This is a genomic window from Pseudomonas sp. lyk4-TYG-107 (assembly GCF_030209055.1).
Lineage (GTDB): Bacteria > Pseudomonadota > Gammaproteobacteria > Pseudomonadales > Pseudomonadaceae > Aquipseudomonas > Aquipseudomonas putida_A.
On record NZ_JARVST010000022.1, the window covers coordinates 21,885 to 37,806 of the forward strand.

At 62.9% G+C, this 15,922-nt stretch carries 9 protein-coding genes (1 of these 9 running past the window's edge); 5 read left to right on the forward strand and 4 right to left on the reverse strand.

Annotation, left to right across the window (positions count from 1 at the left end):
* Positions 1-6,640, reverse strand: the 5' portion of a protein-coding gene (locus QRN61_RS18905; protein ID WP_285374552.1) for a non-ribosomal peptide synthetase. Its footprint begins 5,681 nt before the window's first position; only the first 6,640 of its 12,321 coding nucleotides appear in the window; its start codon is at positions 6,638-6,640; its stop codon lies beyond the left edge, outside the window.
* A 229-nt stretch (positions 6,641-6,869) separates the two neighbouring features.
* Positions 6,870-7,604, reverse strand: coding sequence for a thioesterase II family protein (locus QRN61_RS18910; RefSeq protein WP_027614202.1), 735 nt, complete (start codon positions 7,602-7,604; stop codon positions 6,870-6,872).
* A 132-nt stretch (positions 7,605-7,736) separates the two neighbouring features.
* Between QRN61_RS18910 and QRN61_RS18915 the strand changes: the two genes are divergently transcribed.
* Positions 7,737-8,870 carry a cupin-like domain-containing protein gene (locus QRN61_RS18915; protein ID WP_108182192.1) on the forward strand — a complete coding sequence of 378 codons (1,134 nt, stop codon included), beginning with the start codon at positions 7,737-7,739 and terminating at the stop codon, positions 8,868-8,870.
* A gap of 179 nt (positions 8,871-9,049) precedes the next feature.
* On the opposite strand, the gene QRN61_RS18920 is transcribed toward QRN61_RS18915, so the two are convergent.
* Positions 9,050-10,222 carry an MFS transporter gene (locus tag QRN61_RS18920; protein WP_285374561.1) on the reverse strand — a complete coding sequence of 391 codons (1,173 nt, stop codon included), beginning with the start codon at positions 10,220-10,222 and terminating at the stop codon, positions 9,050-9,052.
* Between the two features lie 252 nt (positions 10,223-10,474).
* On the opposite strand from QRN61_RS18920, the gene QRN61_RS18925 reads away from it, so the two are divergent.
* The 4 genes from QRN61_RS18925 (at position 10,475) to QRN61_RS18940 (ending at position 14,944) form a co-directional block, all read left to right on the forward strand.
* A complete protein-coding gene (locus QRN61_RS18925) occupies positions 10,475-11,275 on the forward strand; it encodes a glucose 1-dehydrogenase (RefSeq protein ID WP_285374563.1) in 801 nt (266 codons plus the stop codon).
* Positions 11,268-13,094: a glycoside hydrolase family 15 protein gene (locus QRN61_RS18930; protein ID WP_285374565.1), complete on the forward strand. Its 1,827-nt coding sequence runs from the start codon at positions 11,268-11,270 to the stop codon at positions 13,092-13,094. Before QRN61_RS18925 ends, QRN61_RS18930 begins: the two co-directional genes overlap by 8 nt.
* Positions 13,095-13,484: 390 nt before the next feature.
* Positions 13,485-13,874: a hypothetical protein gene (locus QRN61_RS18935; protein ID WP_135295325.1), complete on the forward strand. Its 390-nt coding sequence runs from the start codon at positions 13,485-13,487 to the stop codon at positions 13,872-13,874.
* A gap of 176 nt (positions 13,875-14,050) precedes the next feature.
* The gene (locus QRN61_RS18940) at positions 14,051-14,944 is read left to right on the forward strand and encodes an alpha/beta fold hydrolase (protein WP_285374570.1); all 894 of its coding nucleotides are present in this window, start codon (positions 14,051-14,053) and stop codon (positions 14,942-14,944) included.
* On the opposite strand, the gene QRN61_RS18945 is transcribed toward QRN61_RS18940, so the two are convergent.
* Complete coding sequence (locus QRN61_RS18945) at positions 14,913-15,896, reverse strand: GlxA family transcriptional regulator (protein ID WP_285374572.1); 984 nt, start codon at positions 15,894-15,896, stop codon at positions 14,913-14,915. The genes QRN61_RS18940 and QRN61_RS18945 overlap by 32 nt on opposite strands.
* Between the last annotated feature and the right edge of the window lie 26 nt (positions 15,897-15,922).

Consider the following 15,922-nt stretch of genomic DNA (forward strand, 5'->3'; position numbering starts at 1 on the left):
GCAGCGAAGCCCCGTGGGTCAGGCTGGTCAGCCAGCGTTCGTGGGCGCCGTCGAAGGCGAACGACATGAAGTGGAATTCGCAGTCGCTGTCGCGCATTTCGTAGCGCTGACCGATGGCTTGGCAATGCATCGCCAGTGGGCCGTGGGCAACGCTGACGCCTTTCGGATTGCCGGTAGAACCGGAGGTGTAGATCACGTACGCGAGGTTATGCGGATCGACTGGCACCTGTGGCGCCGTGATCGGCAATTCGCGCAGGTCGAGACGATCCAGCTCCAGCAATGGCACCGATTCGGCCACCGGCAATTGCGCCGACACCGACGAATCGCTGATCAGCAGCGCCAGCCCCGAATCTTCGATCAGATAGGCCAGGCGTTCACGCGGATAACTGGTGTCCAGCGGCACATACGCACCGCCGGCCTTGAGCACCGCCAGCAGCGCGACGATCACCGCCTCGCTGCGCGGCAGGGCCACGCCGACCCGAGTCTCGGCGCCGACACCACGGGCGATCAGCGCGTGAGCCAGTTGATTGGCACGCTGCTCGATCTCGCCATAGCTGAAGTGCTGACCGTTGAAGATCACCGCGGTGCGCTGCGGACGCTCGACCGCCAGCACGGCAATGCGCTGATGCACAGCGATCTCCACCGGGTAAGGCTGCGGCTGGTTTTCGGCTTGCTGGCGGGCATGCTCTTGCGCGCTGGCCAGAGCGATTTCACCGAGGTTGCGCTCGGCCGACAGCGCAAACTGCTCAAGCAATTGCAGCAGATGGGCACTGATGCCTTCGATCATCTCACTGGCAAACTGGCTGCGGTCGAAGCTGTAGTGCAGCGCCAGTTGCTGACCGAGGGTGACCGCCACGCTCAGGGCGTAGTGGGTCTGCTCCAAGTTGCCGACATCACCGAATGTCAGGCCTTGCCCGGCCTGGCTCAGCGCCTGGGCGACCGGGTAGTTTTCGAACACCAGAATGTTGTCGAACAGCGCTTCCCCGCCCTGCCCGGCCCAGCGCTGGATGTCCGCCAGCGGCGTGTGTTCGAAGTCGCGCAGGCTGAGGTTTTGCGCCTGCACCGCTTGCAGCCATTGGCCAACGCTTTGGTCTGGACGCGGCGCGCCGATCACCGGCAGGGTGTTGATGAACAGGCCGACCTGCTGCTCGATGCCCGGCAAATCCGCCGGGCGCCCGGCCACGGTCGCACCGAACGCCACCGCTTCGTGACCGGTGTAGCGTTGCAGCAACAGCAGCCACGCAGCTTGCACGAGGGTATTGACGGTGACTTTCTGCTGCCGGGCAAACGCTTCCAGCGCCTGAGTGCGCGGCACGTCCAGCGTCAGGTAATGGTCGCCATGGCCGCTGTCGCCTTCGCAGCCGGTGGCGGCGCGAGCCAGTCGGGTCGGCTCTTGCAGCGCGGCCAACTGAACGCTCCAGAAGTCCTGACTGAGTTGCGCGTCCTGACGCTGCAGCCAGGCGATGTAGTCGCGATAACGTCCGCCACCATGGGCCGGGGTGCGACCGCTGTAGCGCTGCAAGACTTCGCCGAGCAACTGCGAGTTGCTCCAGCCGTCCATCAGAATGTGGTGATGGGTGTAGATCAGGTGCCATTGCTCGGCAGCGGTCTGCACCAGCACCAGACGCAGCAACGGTGCCTGGCTCAGATCGAATCCTTGCTGACGTTCGGCATCGGCCAGCGCCGCAAGGGCTGCCGGCTGATCGTCGCGCTCGCGCCAGTCGAGAATGCTGAATGGCAACTGCACCTGCTTATGGACGATCTGCAGCGGTTGCGCCAGTTCGCCTTGCCAGACGAAACCGCTGCGCAGAATGTCCTGCGCAGCGACGGTAGCCTGCCATGCGGCGCGGAAGCGCTCAGGGTCAAGACCTTGCACATCCACGCGCAATTGGTTGATGTACTCACCCGCCGCCTGCTCGTAGAGAGTATGGAACAGCAAACCCTGCTGCATCGGCGACAGCGGATAGACATCATCGAGCTGACCGGCCGGCACCGGCAGCGCATCCAGTTGCGCCTGGGTCACCCGAGCCAGCGGGAAGTCCGACGGCGTCGCTTGCGCGGTTTGCAGTCTGCAGCAGTGTTCGATCAGCGCCTGCAATTCGCTGGCGTATTGATCGACCAGGTGCTGCACCGTGGCGCTGTCGAACATCTCGCGGCTGAAGCCCCAGCTCATCGACAGTTCACCGCCATACACCTGACCTTCGACGGTCAGCCAGTTGCCCAGAGGCGCCGACGGATCCTGCGCCACGCCGCTGGTTTCAACAGCCGGCACGAACAGCGCAGCTTCGTCGAACTGGCGGTCGAACTGGCCGAGGTAGTTGAAGGTGATGCGCGGTTGCGGCAGCGCGGCCAGTTCGGCGCGCACCGACGGTGCGGCCAGATGCCGTAGCACGCCGTAACCCAGACCTTTGTCCGGCACCGCGCGCAGTTGCTCCTTGATCGCCTTGATCGAGCCGTCGAGATCAGCGCTGGCGGTCAGGTTGACCGCGAACAGACTGGTGAACCAACCCACGGTGCGGGTCAGGTCGACGTCATCAAACAGGTCTTCGCGACCGTGGCCTTCCAGTTCGATCAGCGTGCCCGGCTGCTGGCTCCAGCGGCTGATGGTGCGCGCCAGTGCGGTGAGCAAGAGGTCGTTGACCTGCGTGCGATACGCGGCGGGCGCCTGTTGCAGCAACTGGCGGGTGCGCTCGGCGTCGAGGCGCCATTCGATTTTCGCGCCATGCAAATTTTGCAGGCTGCCATCCGGGCGGTCGCACGGCAGATCCTTGGCACCCTGATGCTGGGCTTTCCAATAGCTCAATTGCTCATCGAAGCGCGACGCTTCCTGCGCCAGACGCGCAGTCCAGCTCTGGAACGCGCTGGTCTTCGCTGGCAACTGAATGCCGCCACCCGCCGCCAGTTGCTCGTAAGCCTGCTGCAGATCTTCCAGCAGCACCCGCCAGGAAACGCCATCGACCGCCAGGTGATGAATGATCAGTGCCAGTCGTTGCGAGCCGTCGGCCATCGTCACCAGCAACGCGCGCAGCAACGGGCCGTTTTGCAGGTCGAGGCTGCGCTGCGCTTCGTTGCACAGCGCCTGCAACTGTTCGGCAGATTCGGCATCGCGTTGCCACAGCTCAGCGCTGCTCAGCAACGGGCCGTGGCTTTGCTGCCAGCCTTCGCTGCCTTCGACAAAACGCAGGCGCAAGGCGTCGTGGTGATTGATCAGGTGGGTCAGCGCCGCATCGAGCCATTGCGCGTTCAATGCCTCACGCGGGGTCAGCAGCAACGACTGGTTCCAGTGCTCGCGCACCGGCATCGCCCGACTGAAGAAATCCTGCTGGATCGGCCCGAGCACGGCGTCGCCGGTCACCGGGCCCTGATCCACCGAGGACAGATGATCGTGGCTCGCGACCAGCGCCAGACTGCGCACCGTCTGGTACTGGAACAGGTCACGCGGGCTGATGCGGATCCCGGCCTGCCGCGCACGGCTGACCACTTGAATCGAGATGATCGAATCGCCGCCCAGTTCGAAGAAGTTGTCTTCGAGGCCGACGCGGTCGAGGCCGAGCACAGCTTCCCAGATCGCCGCGAGGGCTTTTTGCATGGCGTCCTGTGGCGCCACGAATGCCTGTTGCGGCGCGGCCTCCGGTTGTGGCAAGGCCTTGCGGTCGAGTTTGCCGTTGGCGGTGACCGGCAATTTGTCGAGGGTGATCAGGTAGGTCGGCACCATGAACTCCGGCAGACTGCCGAGCAGCCACGCCTTGACCTCCTGCTGCCACTGCTCGTCTGCCTGCGGGTTTTCCAGCACCAGATAAGCCACCAGATGCTTGCCGCCCTGCACCAGCACCACCGCCTCACGCACCAGCGAGTGCTGCATCAGGCGGGTTTCGATTTCACCCAGTTCGATGCGCAAACCGCGCAACTTGACCTGATGGTCGAGACGCCCGAGGTATTCGATCACGCCGTCGGCACGCTGCCGCACACGGTCACCGGTGCGGTACAGGCGCGCGCCGTCATGGAACGGGCACGGCACAAAACGTTCGGCCGTCAGCGCCGGGCGCTGGTGGTAACTGCGCGCCAGCCCGGCACCACCCAGATACAGTTCACCGGCGACACCGCTCGGCACCGGCAGCAATTCGGCATCGAGGACATGGGTGCGCAGGTTGGCGATCGGCCGGCCGATCGGCACGCTGTCGGCGCCTTCATCGACACAGGTCCAGTGGGTAACGTCGATGGCCGCTTCGGTCGGGCCATACAAGTTGTAGAGGCTGGCGTTCGGCAGCTTGGCGAAAACCTGCAGCTGCGCATCAAGCGGCAACGCTTCACCGCTGCAGACAATCCGCTTGAGTCCGCTGCAGCTTTCCACGCCCGGTTCATGGATGAACGCTTGCAACATCGACGGCACAAAGTGCAGCGTGCTGATGCCGTGGCGGTTGATGCTATCGATCAGTTGCAGCGGATCACGGTGCGCGCCCGGCGCGGCCACCACCAGCCGTGCGCCGGTCAGCAGCGGCCAGAAGAACTCCCACACCGACACGTCGAAACTGAACGGGGTTTTCTGCAGCACCGAATCACTGGCATCCAGCGCATAGGCTTCCTGCATCCAGCACAAACGGTTGACCAGCGCCGCGTGGCTGTTGCCAGCGCCCTTCGGTTTACCGGTGGAACCCGAGGTGTAAATCACGTACGCCAGGTTCAGCGGATCGACGCTGACCTCCGGACGGCTATCGCGGTAACGGTCGAGCAGCCCCGGCTGATCCAGGGTGATGACGTTTACGCCGTCAGTCGGCAGCGCTGCCAGCAACGCCTGTTGCGTCAGCAGCAAAGTGATGCCGCTGTCCTCGATCATGTAGGCCAGACGCTCCTGCGGGTACTCCGGATCCAGCGGCACGTAGGCGCCGCCGGCCTTGAGAATCGCCAGCAGCGCGACGACCATTTCCACCGAACGCAGGGCACAGACGCCGACCAGGCTGTCCGCTTGCACGCCCTGTTCGCGCAGCAGATGCGCCAGGCGATTAGCTCGGGCATCCAGTTCGGTGTAACTCAGGGTCTGTTCGCCGAACAGCAGTGCCGGTGCCTGCGGCGTACGCGCGACCTGCGCTTCGATCAACTGGTGAATCGGCGTGTTGCTCGGGTACTGCGCATGGACGTTGTTCCAGTCGTGCACCAGGGTGCGCTGCTCGTCAGCCTCCAGCAGCGGCAACTCACCGATGCGCTGCGACGGATCAGCGACCATCGCCGTCAACAAGCGCAGCCAGTGCCGCGCCATGCGTTCGATGGTCGGTGCATCGAACAGGTCGCTGGCGTAGGTCAGTGCGGCGTGGAGCTTGCCGCCCTTCTCCCAGGTGTCCAGCGTCAGGTCGAACTGGGTGGTGCGGCTCTGCCAGTCGAGGCTGTCGAGTTGCAGGCCGGATGCGGTGCTAATGGTGGCGATATCGGCGACGTGCGGCTGATGGTTGTACATCACCTGGAACAGTGGCGTGTGGCTGAGGCTGCGTTCCAGCTTCAGCGCTTCGACCAGTTGCTCGAACGGCAGATCCTGATGCGCCTGGGCACCCAGCGCGGTTTCCTTAACCGCCCGCAACAGTTCGTCGACCCGGGTCTGGCCGTGCAGCTGCGTGCGCAGCACCTGGGTGTTGACGAAGAAGCCGATCAGGCCTTCGATCTCGCCACGATTGCGGTTGGCGATCGGCACGCCGACCCGCAGGTCAGTCTGCCCGGTGTAACGGTGCAGCAGCGCATTGAAGGCGCCGAGCAGGAACATGAATAAAGTGACTTGATGCTGTTGCGCAGTGCTGCGCAGTTGCTCGGCGAGTTGGCCGTCGACCGCAAACTCGTAACGAGTGCCGCGATAGCTCGGCATCGCCGGGCGCGAATGATCCAGTGGCAGCTCCAGCACCGGGTGTTCGTCGCCCAGTTGCGCCTGCCAATAGTCGAGCTGGCGCGCCTGCTCACCGGCCTCCAGCCAGCGGCGTTGCCACAGCGAATAGTCGCTGTACTGGATCGGCAATGGCGGCAATTGCGGCGTCTGACCGGCGTCGAACGCGTCGTAGCAACGGATGAATTCGTCGATCAACACGTTCATCGACCAGCCATCGGACACGATGTGGTGCAGGGTCAGCAGCAGCACGTGTTCCTGCTCGGCAAGCTTGAGCAAGGTCACCCGCAGCAAGGGGCCGACCGCCAGATCAAATGGCAACACCGACTGCTGTTCGGCGGCACGGATCACCGCCTGCTCGCGCTCACTGGCCGGCAGTGCGCTGAAGTCTTCCCGGGTAATCAGCAGCGGCGCGCTGGCTGGCACTTGCAGCAGGCTGTCATCGGCCTGGCGCTGGAACACCGTGCGCAGGGTTTCGTGGCGCTCCACCAGACTGGCGAAAGCTTGCTCCAGCGCCGACTGGTTCAGTCGACCATTGAGTCGCACCGCACCGGGCAGGTTGTAGGCGCCGCTCTGCGGATCGAGTTGCCACAGGAACCACATGCGTCGCTGCGCGTAAGACAGCGCCTGACGATCCTCGGCTGCGATGCCGGCCGGTATCGGGAACCGCGCGAAATCCACGCCCTCCTTGTGCAGGGCCGCGAGGAACATCTGGCGCTTTTCCAGGGGCAACCCGATAAACCGGCGAGCAAGTTTCAAGGAGTCTTCAGCATTCATTTCTCAGCATCCGGATCAGTAGGCAGGAAGCACAAAGGCACGTCGTCCCTATAAAACGAATGCAGACCGGAAAAATTAGCGGATGAGAACAACTGTCAGACAGACAAAACCCTGTGGGAGCGAGCCTGCTCGCGATAGCGACCTGTCAGTCAATGTTGCAGTGACTGATCTATCGCTATCGCGAGCAGGCTCGCTCCCACAGGGTCTCGGATGAATCCGCAGAATCGGTTTACACGACGGCCATCAGGCTGTGCCGACGATGATGGCCCTCCAGCTGATCCTTGATCACCTTGAGCACTTTGGCCTCATGCTCATGAATGAAGAAGTGCCCGCCGGCGAGCATGTCCACCGAAAAGCTGCCACGGGTTTCCTTGCTCCAGCCGATCAGTTGTTCGGTGGTCGCGCGATCCGCCTTGCCGCCCAGCACGTGCACCGGGCAGTTGAGCAACGGCCGCGACAACGGCTCGAATTTGCCGCAGAGCAGAAAGTCGGCGCGCAGGATCGGCAGGGTCAGGCTCATCAGCTCGGCATTGGCCAGCACTTCTTCGCTCGTGCCGTTGAGTGTGCGCAATTGATCGATCAGCTCGGCGTTGGTTTTCGGCTCGGCAAAACCGCGATCGTAATCGGCGCGCATCGTCGGCGCCGCCGTGCCCGAGGCAAACAGCGCCACCGGTTCCGGACAGCCCAATGCGCGCAGCGCGTGAGCGATTTCGCAGGCCAGCAGCGCGCCCAGGCTATGGCCGAACAACGCATACGGCGCTTTGAGATTCGGCCGCAATTCCTTGGCCAGTTGCATCGCCAGCGCACGCATATCCGTGTGCAGCGGCTCGTCAAAACGTGCGCCGCGCCCCGGCAGTTCCACCGGCTGCAGTTGCAGCCATTGCGGCAGTTTTGGCCGCCAGCGGCTGTAGACCATGGCGCTGGCGCCGGAATACGGCAGGCACAGCAGGGTCAGCTTGTTCACCCGGCTTTCCTCGAAAAATTTGTCTGTAGAGAGAAACGGATTACGCCCCCGGCAAATTAGTCGCGCGCCGGTAAATTGCGCCAACAGGCGCTCGTTAACTGTTCAGGCCAAAACCAATAACGAGGATTCACCGTGGACCTGCAGAGCATCCTGGGCAAGTTGTTCGCCAACGCCGGTGCCGTCGGCATCGAAGGCGTTTTCCAATTCGTGTTTGGCCCGCAGCAGGCCTACTGGTCGGAGGTCAAGGCCAGCAGCCGCACCGCGCCCGGACGCCATCCCAGCCCCGACGTGACCATTGAAGTCGCCGAGAGTGATTTTCTCGGGATCATGGGCGGCCGAGTCAATGTCGAAGAACTGTTCGCCAGCGGACGCCTGAAAATCGGCGGTAACATGGGCCTGGCGACGCTGCTGCCGCAGATCATCGAGCATGCGATGCACGGTGGCGCCGTGGCGCAAAAGGTCGACATGAACAAGCGCTACCCGACCCCGCCACGCTTCAGTGAACAACTCACCGCCGGGCTGCCGGTGCAGACCCGCATCGAGCGCCATGCGCGCGATGAATTGTCGGTCAGCGAATTCAAAAGCAGATACTTGCCCAACGGCATCCCGGTGGTGATCAGCAATGCCTTGCAGGACTGGCCGCTGTTCAAGCTCAGTCGCGAGGAATCACTGGTGCATTTCGCCGAACTGCAGGGCATCACCCGCCACGGCGATTACGTGAAGAAAACCTTTTCCACCGAACGTGATTTCCGCTCGACGTCGATGGCCGAGTTCATTGCCTCGCTGGACCAACCGGCAGTCAAACGGGCTGACGGCGAACCGCCAGCCTACATGGGCAACAACATCCTGCCGGCGCAATTGCTGCAGCAGATCAAGTACCCGCCCTACTTCGATGCCTCGCTGTTCATCCCGCCACGCATCTGGATCGGCCCCAAAGGCACGCTGACGCCGCTGCACCGCGACGACACCGACAACCTGTTCGCGCAGGTCTGGGGCCAGAAGCAGTTCACCCTCGCCGCCCCGCATCACCGCGAAGCACTGGGCACCTGGTCGACAGCGCCAAAGGGTGGCCTGGACGGCTGCGACTTCAACCCCGATGCGCCGGACTATGAGCGTTTTCCTGCGGCACGCGATGTGACATTCCTGCGCGTGACGCTGGAGGCCGGGGATCTGCTGTTTTTACCGGAGGGCTGGTTCCATCAGGTGGAATCGGTGTCGACGTCGCTGTCAGTGAATTTCTGGGTGAATTCGGGACGGGGTTGGTAACCCATCCGCTGTCTGTGTGGATAACTCTGTGGCGAGGGGATTTATCCCCGATCGACTGCGCAGCAGTCGCAAACTCACCCGGCACGCTTCTTCTGAAGGAAAGAGCTGGCTGGATTTGGGGCTGCTTCGCGGCCCATCGGGGATAAATCCCCTCACCACAACAGCTCATCAATGCCGGGTTATTTCAGGTGCCGATAACTCTGAAACGCCGACGCCAACACCACCGCCCCCGCCACAATCGCCAGCCAGAATCCGCTGCGTGCACCGAAAGCATCCACCAGAGCGCCCGAGCCGGCGGCGCCGATCGCCACGCCGATGCTCAAACCCGTCACCAGCCAGGTCAGGCCTTCGGTCAGTTTGGCCGGCGGCACGATGCGCTCGATCAACGCCATCGCCACAATCAGCGTCGGCGAGAAGAACAATCCCGCGACAAACACCGCCAGCGACAAACCGAAAATATTGCTCGCCAGCAACAGCGGCAGCGTGGTCACCGCCGTCGCCACGCCGCCGTACAGAAACAGGCGCGGCAACGGCAGTTTCGAACGCATCGCGCCAAACGCGATACCGGCCAGACACGAGCCGATGGCGTACACCGACAACACGATGCTCGCCGCCGCCGGCTGGCCCTGCTGCTGGGCGAAGGCGACGCTGACCACATCGACCACACCGACGATAACGCCCATGGCGAGCATCAACGCCAGCAGCCATTGCACGTCGGTCGAGCGAATGATCGAACCCTGATGCTTTGATTCCTGTGGGTGCACCGCCGGCTCGGTGCTGCGCTGGGCGACAAACGCCGTCACGCCAATCGCCAGCGCCAACAGCGCGGCCAACGGCCCGGCCTCGGGAAACGCCACCACGCACAATCCCACTGACAGTGGCGGGCCAACGATGAAACAGACCTCATCGAGTACCGATTCCAGCGCATAGGCGGTCTGCAATTGCGGCTGGCCGCGATAGATCTCGGTCCAGCGTGCGCGCACCATCGCCGACATGCTCGGCATGCATCCGGCCAGCGCGGCGAAGATGAACAGCGTCCAGGTCGGCGCCTGCAAACGCGTGCACAGCAGCAACATCAACAGCGCCCCGCCACCGATCAATGCCGACAGCGGCAGCACTTTGCCCTGGCCGAAACGATCCACCAGACGCGAGACCTGCGGCGCACAAAACGCCGTGGCCAGGGCAAACGTCGCCGCCACCGCACCGGCCAGCGCGTACCCGCCCTTGAGCTGCGAGAGCATGGTGATCACGCCAATGCCGGTCATGGAAATCGGCATGCGCGCGATCATCCCGGCCAGTACAAAAGCCCGGGCGCCGGGGGCGGTGAATAATTCGCGGTAAGGGTTTGCCATGGATTGCAGCCTCATCAGGGGCCGCCAAGTTGCCATAAAGGTTGATAAGCGTGGAAGCGCACAATTGTTGGTGGAATGTGAAGGCCCCTTCGCGAGCAAGCCCGCTCCCACGGGGCCAGCGCATTCTAACCGTGGGAGCGAGCCTGCTCGCGAAGAGGCCGGCATATTCACCACAACACCGCACCGTCGAATGAACTCTCATGGCTTGCGACCAGTCAGCTAAATAGGCCCTCACTCAAGGCGCGACCCTGCATGCAAATATCCCTCGCCCGCCAAGTAGCACTGGTCACCGGCGCCAGCTCCGGCATCGGCCACGCTGCCGCCAAAGCGCTGGCCGCTGCCGGCGCAGCCGTCGTGATCAATTACAACCGTCAGGCCGAACCCGCCGAAGCGCTGGCCCGGCAGATCATCGCCGATGGCGGTCAGGCACTGGCCATCGGCGCCGATGTGTCGAAGGAAGACGAGGTTGAACGGCTGTTCGCCGAGACCCTTGAGGCCTTTGGCTCGCTGGATATCCTGGTGGCCAACTCCGGCCTGCAAAAGGATGCCGCTGCGGTCGACATGACCCTCGAAGACTGGAACACGGTGATCGGCGTCAACCTCACCGGCCAGTTCCTCTGCGCTCGCGCCGCGCTGCGGATTTTCAATCGCCAGGGTGTGCGTGAAGGCGTGTCCCGCGCGGCCGGCAAGATCATTCACATGAGTTCGGTACATCAACGCATTCCGTGGGCCGGGCACGTCAACTATGCGGCGTCCAAGGGCGGCGTCGATCAGTTGATGCAGACCCTCGCCCAGGAAGTCAGCCAGCAGCGCATCCGTATCAACGGCATCGCGCCGGGGGCGATTCGCACGGCAATCAATCAGGAAGCCACTGAAGGCGCGGCCGGTGAAAAGCTGCTGGAGCTTATCCCCTACGGGCGCATCGGCGATGTCGAGGACATCGCCAACGCGGTGGTGTTTCTCGCTTCCGACGCCGCCGACTACATCGTCGGCACCACCCTGTTCATCGACGGCGGCATGAGTCTTTATCCGGAGTTTCATGGCAATGGCTGAGCATCATCCTGAACGACAAAGCCCGATCGACGCCCACGGCATCATCGGCGACCTGCGCAGTGCCGCACTGGTCAACGACAAGGGCAGCGTGGATTTTTTCTGCTGGCCGGAATTCGACAGCCCGTCGATCTTCTGTTCGCTGCTCGACACGCCCGAGGCAGGGATTTTCCAGCTCGCCCCGGACTTGCCCGATGCCCGGCGCGAGCAGATCTACCTGCCCGACACCAACGTTTTGCAGACGCGCTGGCTCAGCGAACAGGCCGTAGTGGAAATCACCGATCTGCTGCCGATCGGCGACAGCGTCGATGACCTGCCGCTGCTGATGCGCCGGGTACGGGTGGTCAGCGGGGAAGCGACGTTTCACATGCGCTGCGCGGTGCGGCATGACTACGCGCGTGCCAACACCCGGGCGCAAATGGATCAACAATCGGTGATTTTCAGCGCCGAGGGTCAGCCATCGCTGCGGCTGGTGGCGGATCAAGCGTTGCAGATCGATGGCGAATCGGCCGTTGCCGCGTTCAGTTTGAAACAGGATCAGCACGCCGAATTCGTCCTCGGTGGCGCCGACGATCCGCGTTTCAAGGATGACGGCGCGAAAATGTGCCTGGAGCGCACGTTGAAGTTCTGGCGCGACTGGATCGGCCAGTCCAACTACCGCGGGCGTTGGCGGGAGATGGTCAATCGTTCGGCCCTCGCGTTGAAGCTGCTGACCTCGCGCAAGCACGGCGCAATCCTCGCCGCCGCCACCTTCGGCCTGCCGGAAACTCCCGGCGGCGAGCGCAACTGGGATTATCGCTACACCTGGATCCGCGACGCCTCGTTCACCGTCTACGCGTTCATGCGCCTAGGTTTTGTCGATGAGGCCAATGCCTACATGGGCTGGCTGCGTGGTCGGGTCAGCGATTGTCAGGGAAATTCGACCAAACTCAACATCCTCTATGCGATCGACGGTCGCCAGGAGCTGCCGGAAACCGAACTCTCTCACCTCTCCGGTCATGGTGGCGCGCAACCGGTGCGCATCGGCAATGGCGCGTACGATCAGATTCAGCTCGATATCTTTGGCGAACTGATGGACGCGGTGTACCTGGTCAACAAGTACGGCGACGCGATTTCCCACCAAGGCTGGAAACACGTGCGCGAAGTGGTCGATCAGGTGTGTGAGACCTGGCAGACCAAGGATGTAGGCATTTGGGAAATGCGCGGTGAGCAACATCACTTCCTGCACTCGCGACTGATGTGTTGGGTGGCGCTTGACCGGGCCATCCGCCTGGCCTCGAAACGCTCGCTGCCGGCGCCGTTCGTCCAGTGGGATCAGACCCGGCAGGCGATCTACGCCGACATCTGGGACAACTTCTGGGATGAGGAGCGCGGGCATTTCGTCCAGTACAAGGGCGGTACCGCGCTCGACGGTTCGATGCTGCTGATGCCGCTGGTGCGCTTCGTCAGCGCCAAGGACCCGCGCTGGCTGTCGACCCTTGAAGCGATCGAAAAGCATCTGGTGCGCGACGGCATGGTTTATCGCTATCGCAACGACGACGCCAACATCGACGGTCTGACCGGCACCGAAGGCGCGTTTGCCGCCTGCTCGTTCTGGTACGTCGAATGCCTGGCCCGGGCCGGTCAGGTGGAAAAGGCCCATCTGGAGTTCGAGCAATTGCTGCGTTATGCGAACCCGCTGGGCCTGTACGCCGAAGAGTTCGACAGCAAAGGCCGCCATCTGGGCAACACCCCGCAAGCGCTGACGCATCTGGCGCTGATCAGTGCGGCGAGTTTTCTTGATCGGCGTCTGAGTGGGGAGAAGAGTGTTTGGCAGCCGTAATTTCGTCAGTGTCTGTAGGAAATATGCCGCATAAGCGCGCTGCGCCGGGCTAACCCCTACACAGAAATAAACAGAATCAGATCCCCTGTGGTGAGGGGATTTATCTCCGACGGGCTGCGCAGCAGTCCTGATTTTTCCGGTGCATTTCGTCAACAGCACCGCGTTGCTTGGCTTTGCGCCTGCTGCGCAGCCGATCGGGGATAAATCCCCTCACCACAGTTTGGGTAGTTTGTTCCTGCTTCTTCTAAACAACACCCAGGCAAATCCCTCCCCCGCAACCTGCACTTACACCCTGAAATACCCTGTTGCCAGCTGTTACATCCCCCCCTACCATCCACCGCAACGGGCACAGCGGAGCTGTCCAATAAAACCCGAATTCAAGGAACCAGAATGACCCAGCACGTCCACCGCCCCATCGCCACGCCCCTGCGCAGCGGCCTGACCCGCACCCAACTCTGGGAAGCCGCCGACAAAGGCCTGATCAAGTGCTGGGAAATCGGCCGCCAGCGCGCCACCCGCTTCCCCGACCTTGCACAACAATGCCTCGCCGGCGAACTGCCGGTGCTCGGCTGGAAAGGTGGCGTGAGCCGCAGCCTGAAGAAAAACGAGAAATACGGCTCGCTGAAATACCTCGCCCAGTGGCAGGGGTTGCGTGGCGAGGATCTGGATATTGATCTGGGTGAGGAACGTTCGCTGACCTGCTCGCGGACGAAGATGCGGGTGACGTTTACCCCGGATCGGACGAAGTATTTCAATCAGGTGGCGGAAGCCGAGGCTTAAGGAGAAGCAACCCCGGCAAGTGACGCTTCACCGGTGGCGAGGGAGCTTGCTCCCGCCGGGTTGCGAAGCGACCCCATACTTCAATGGACCTGCTGCGCAGGCCTGCGGGAGCAAGCTCCCTCGCCACAAAGGAATGGTCTAGTGTTGCCTGACGCCCAATTGCTGTGGAGTCTGCCGTGTCTGACATTCAATGCGTATTGACACCGAACTTGGCCGTAGCCTTTGAACAGCACGGCCCGTCCAGCGGCGACGCGGTCATATTGCTGCATGGCTTCCCCTACTCGCCTCGGGCGTACGACGAAATCGCCCCGGTCCTCGCCGCCCACGGTTATCGGGTGATCGTCCCGTACCTGCGCGGTTACGGGCCGACTCGCTTCAACTACCCCGAAACACTGCGCTCCGGCCAGCAAGCAGCCCTCGCCCAGGACTTGCTGGAGTTGATGGATGCATTGGGTATCGAACACGCCACGCTTTGCGGTTACGACTGGGGCGGTCGGGCAGCGTGCATCGTTGCGGCGTTGTTTCCCGAGCGGGTACGCGGGCTAGTGACGGGGGATGGTTACAACGTGCAGGACATCGCCAATTCGACCCGGCCACTGGACCCCGAGACCGAGAACCGTTATTGGTACCAGTACTATTTCCACACACCCCGCGGCATCGCAGGCCTGACGCAAAATCGGCGGGCGTTCTGTGAGCTGCTGTGGAAATTGTGGTCACCGACCTGGGCACGCAACGCCGAACGTTATCCGCTGAGCGCACCGGCCTTCGACAACCCTGATTTCGTAGACGTGGTGATTCATTCCTACCGTCATCGCTTCATGTACGCCGCAGGCGATCCGGCGCTGCAATGGCTGGAAGATGCGTTGATCAAACAACCGCCGATCAGCGTGCCGACTATTTCTCTGTGCGGTGCCGATGACGGGGTCGGCCCGGCGCCGGAAATAGATGACGACATTGCGCACTTCACCGGCCCGTACGAAAGGCGCGTCCTGCCCGGTATCGGCCACAACATTCCCGAAGAAGCACCGCAGCAAACCCTCAAGGCATTACTGGATCTGCTCCGGAACTGACCGAAAACCGCTCCCTGTACGCCTGCGGCGTCACCCCGATCGCCCGCAGAAAACTGCGGCGCAACGTTTCTTCACTGCCAAACCCGCAGTTGGCCGCAATCCGTTTCACCGGCAGCCCGGTGTCGCTGAGCAGGCGCCGGGCGGTTTCGACGCGGATCAGTTCGATGGCGCGGGCCGGGGTCTGGCCGGTGTCGGCGCGGTAGTGGCGGACGAAGCTGCGTTCGCTCATGCCGGCCTGTTCGGCCAGGGTCGGCACGCCGAGGTCGCAGGTGAGGTTTTCGGCGATCCAGGCGTGCAGTTCATCAAAGCGATTGCCCTGATTCTGCAGGGCCAGGGTCACGCTGAATTGCGATTGGCCGCCCGGACGTTTGAGGAACACCACCAGATGCCGAGCGACGTCGAGGGCGATGTCGCGGCCCAGATCTTCCTCGACCATCGCCAACGCCAGATCGATGCCGGCGGTGACGCCGGCCGAGGTCCAGACCGGGCCGTCGTTGATGAAAATCGGGTTGGCTTCGACCTGCAGCTTCGGGTGCTGCAGGGCCAGTTGTTCGCAACGAGTCCAGTGGGTGACCACGCGACGTCCGTCGAGCCAGCCGCTCGCCGCCAGTAGAAATGCCCCCGTACACACCGAGGCGACGCGTCGACATTTCGCTGCGTGCTCGCGTACCCAATCCACCAGCGACTCATCTTCAGATGCCGGATAGATCCCCCAACCACCCGCGATAATCAGCGTGTCGCTGGCGTCTTGCGGCAACGGTTCGGCGAGCACCGCCAGCCCCGCCGAGGACATCACCGCCCCGCCCTCGCGAGCAATCACCGACGGTGCATACGGCACCGGCAAGCCGCGCTGGCGAGCGATGTCGTTGGCCGAGGCGAACACTTGCAGTGGGCCGGTGACGTCGAGGATCTGCATGTTGGCGAACGCGAGTACGTGAATGGCTTTGGGCATTTGGCGTAATTCGTGGGGTGATTGGC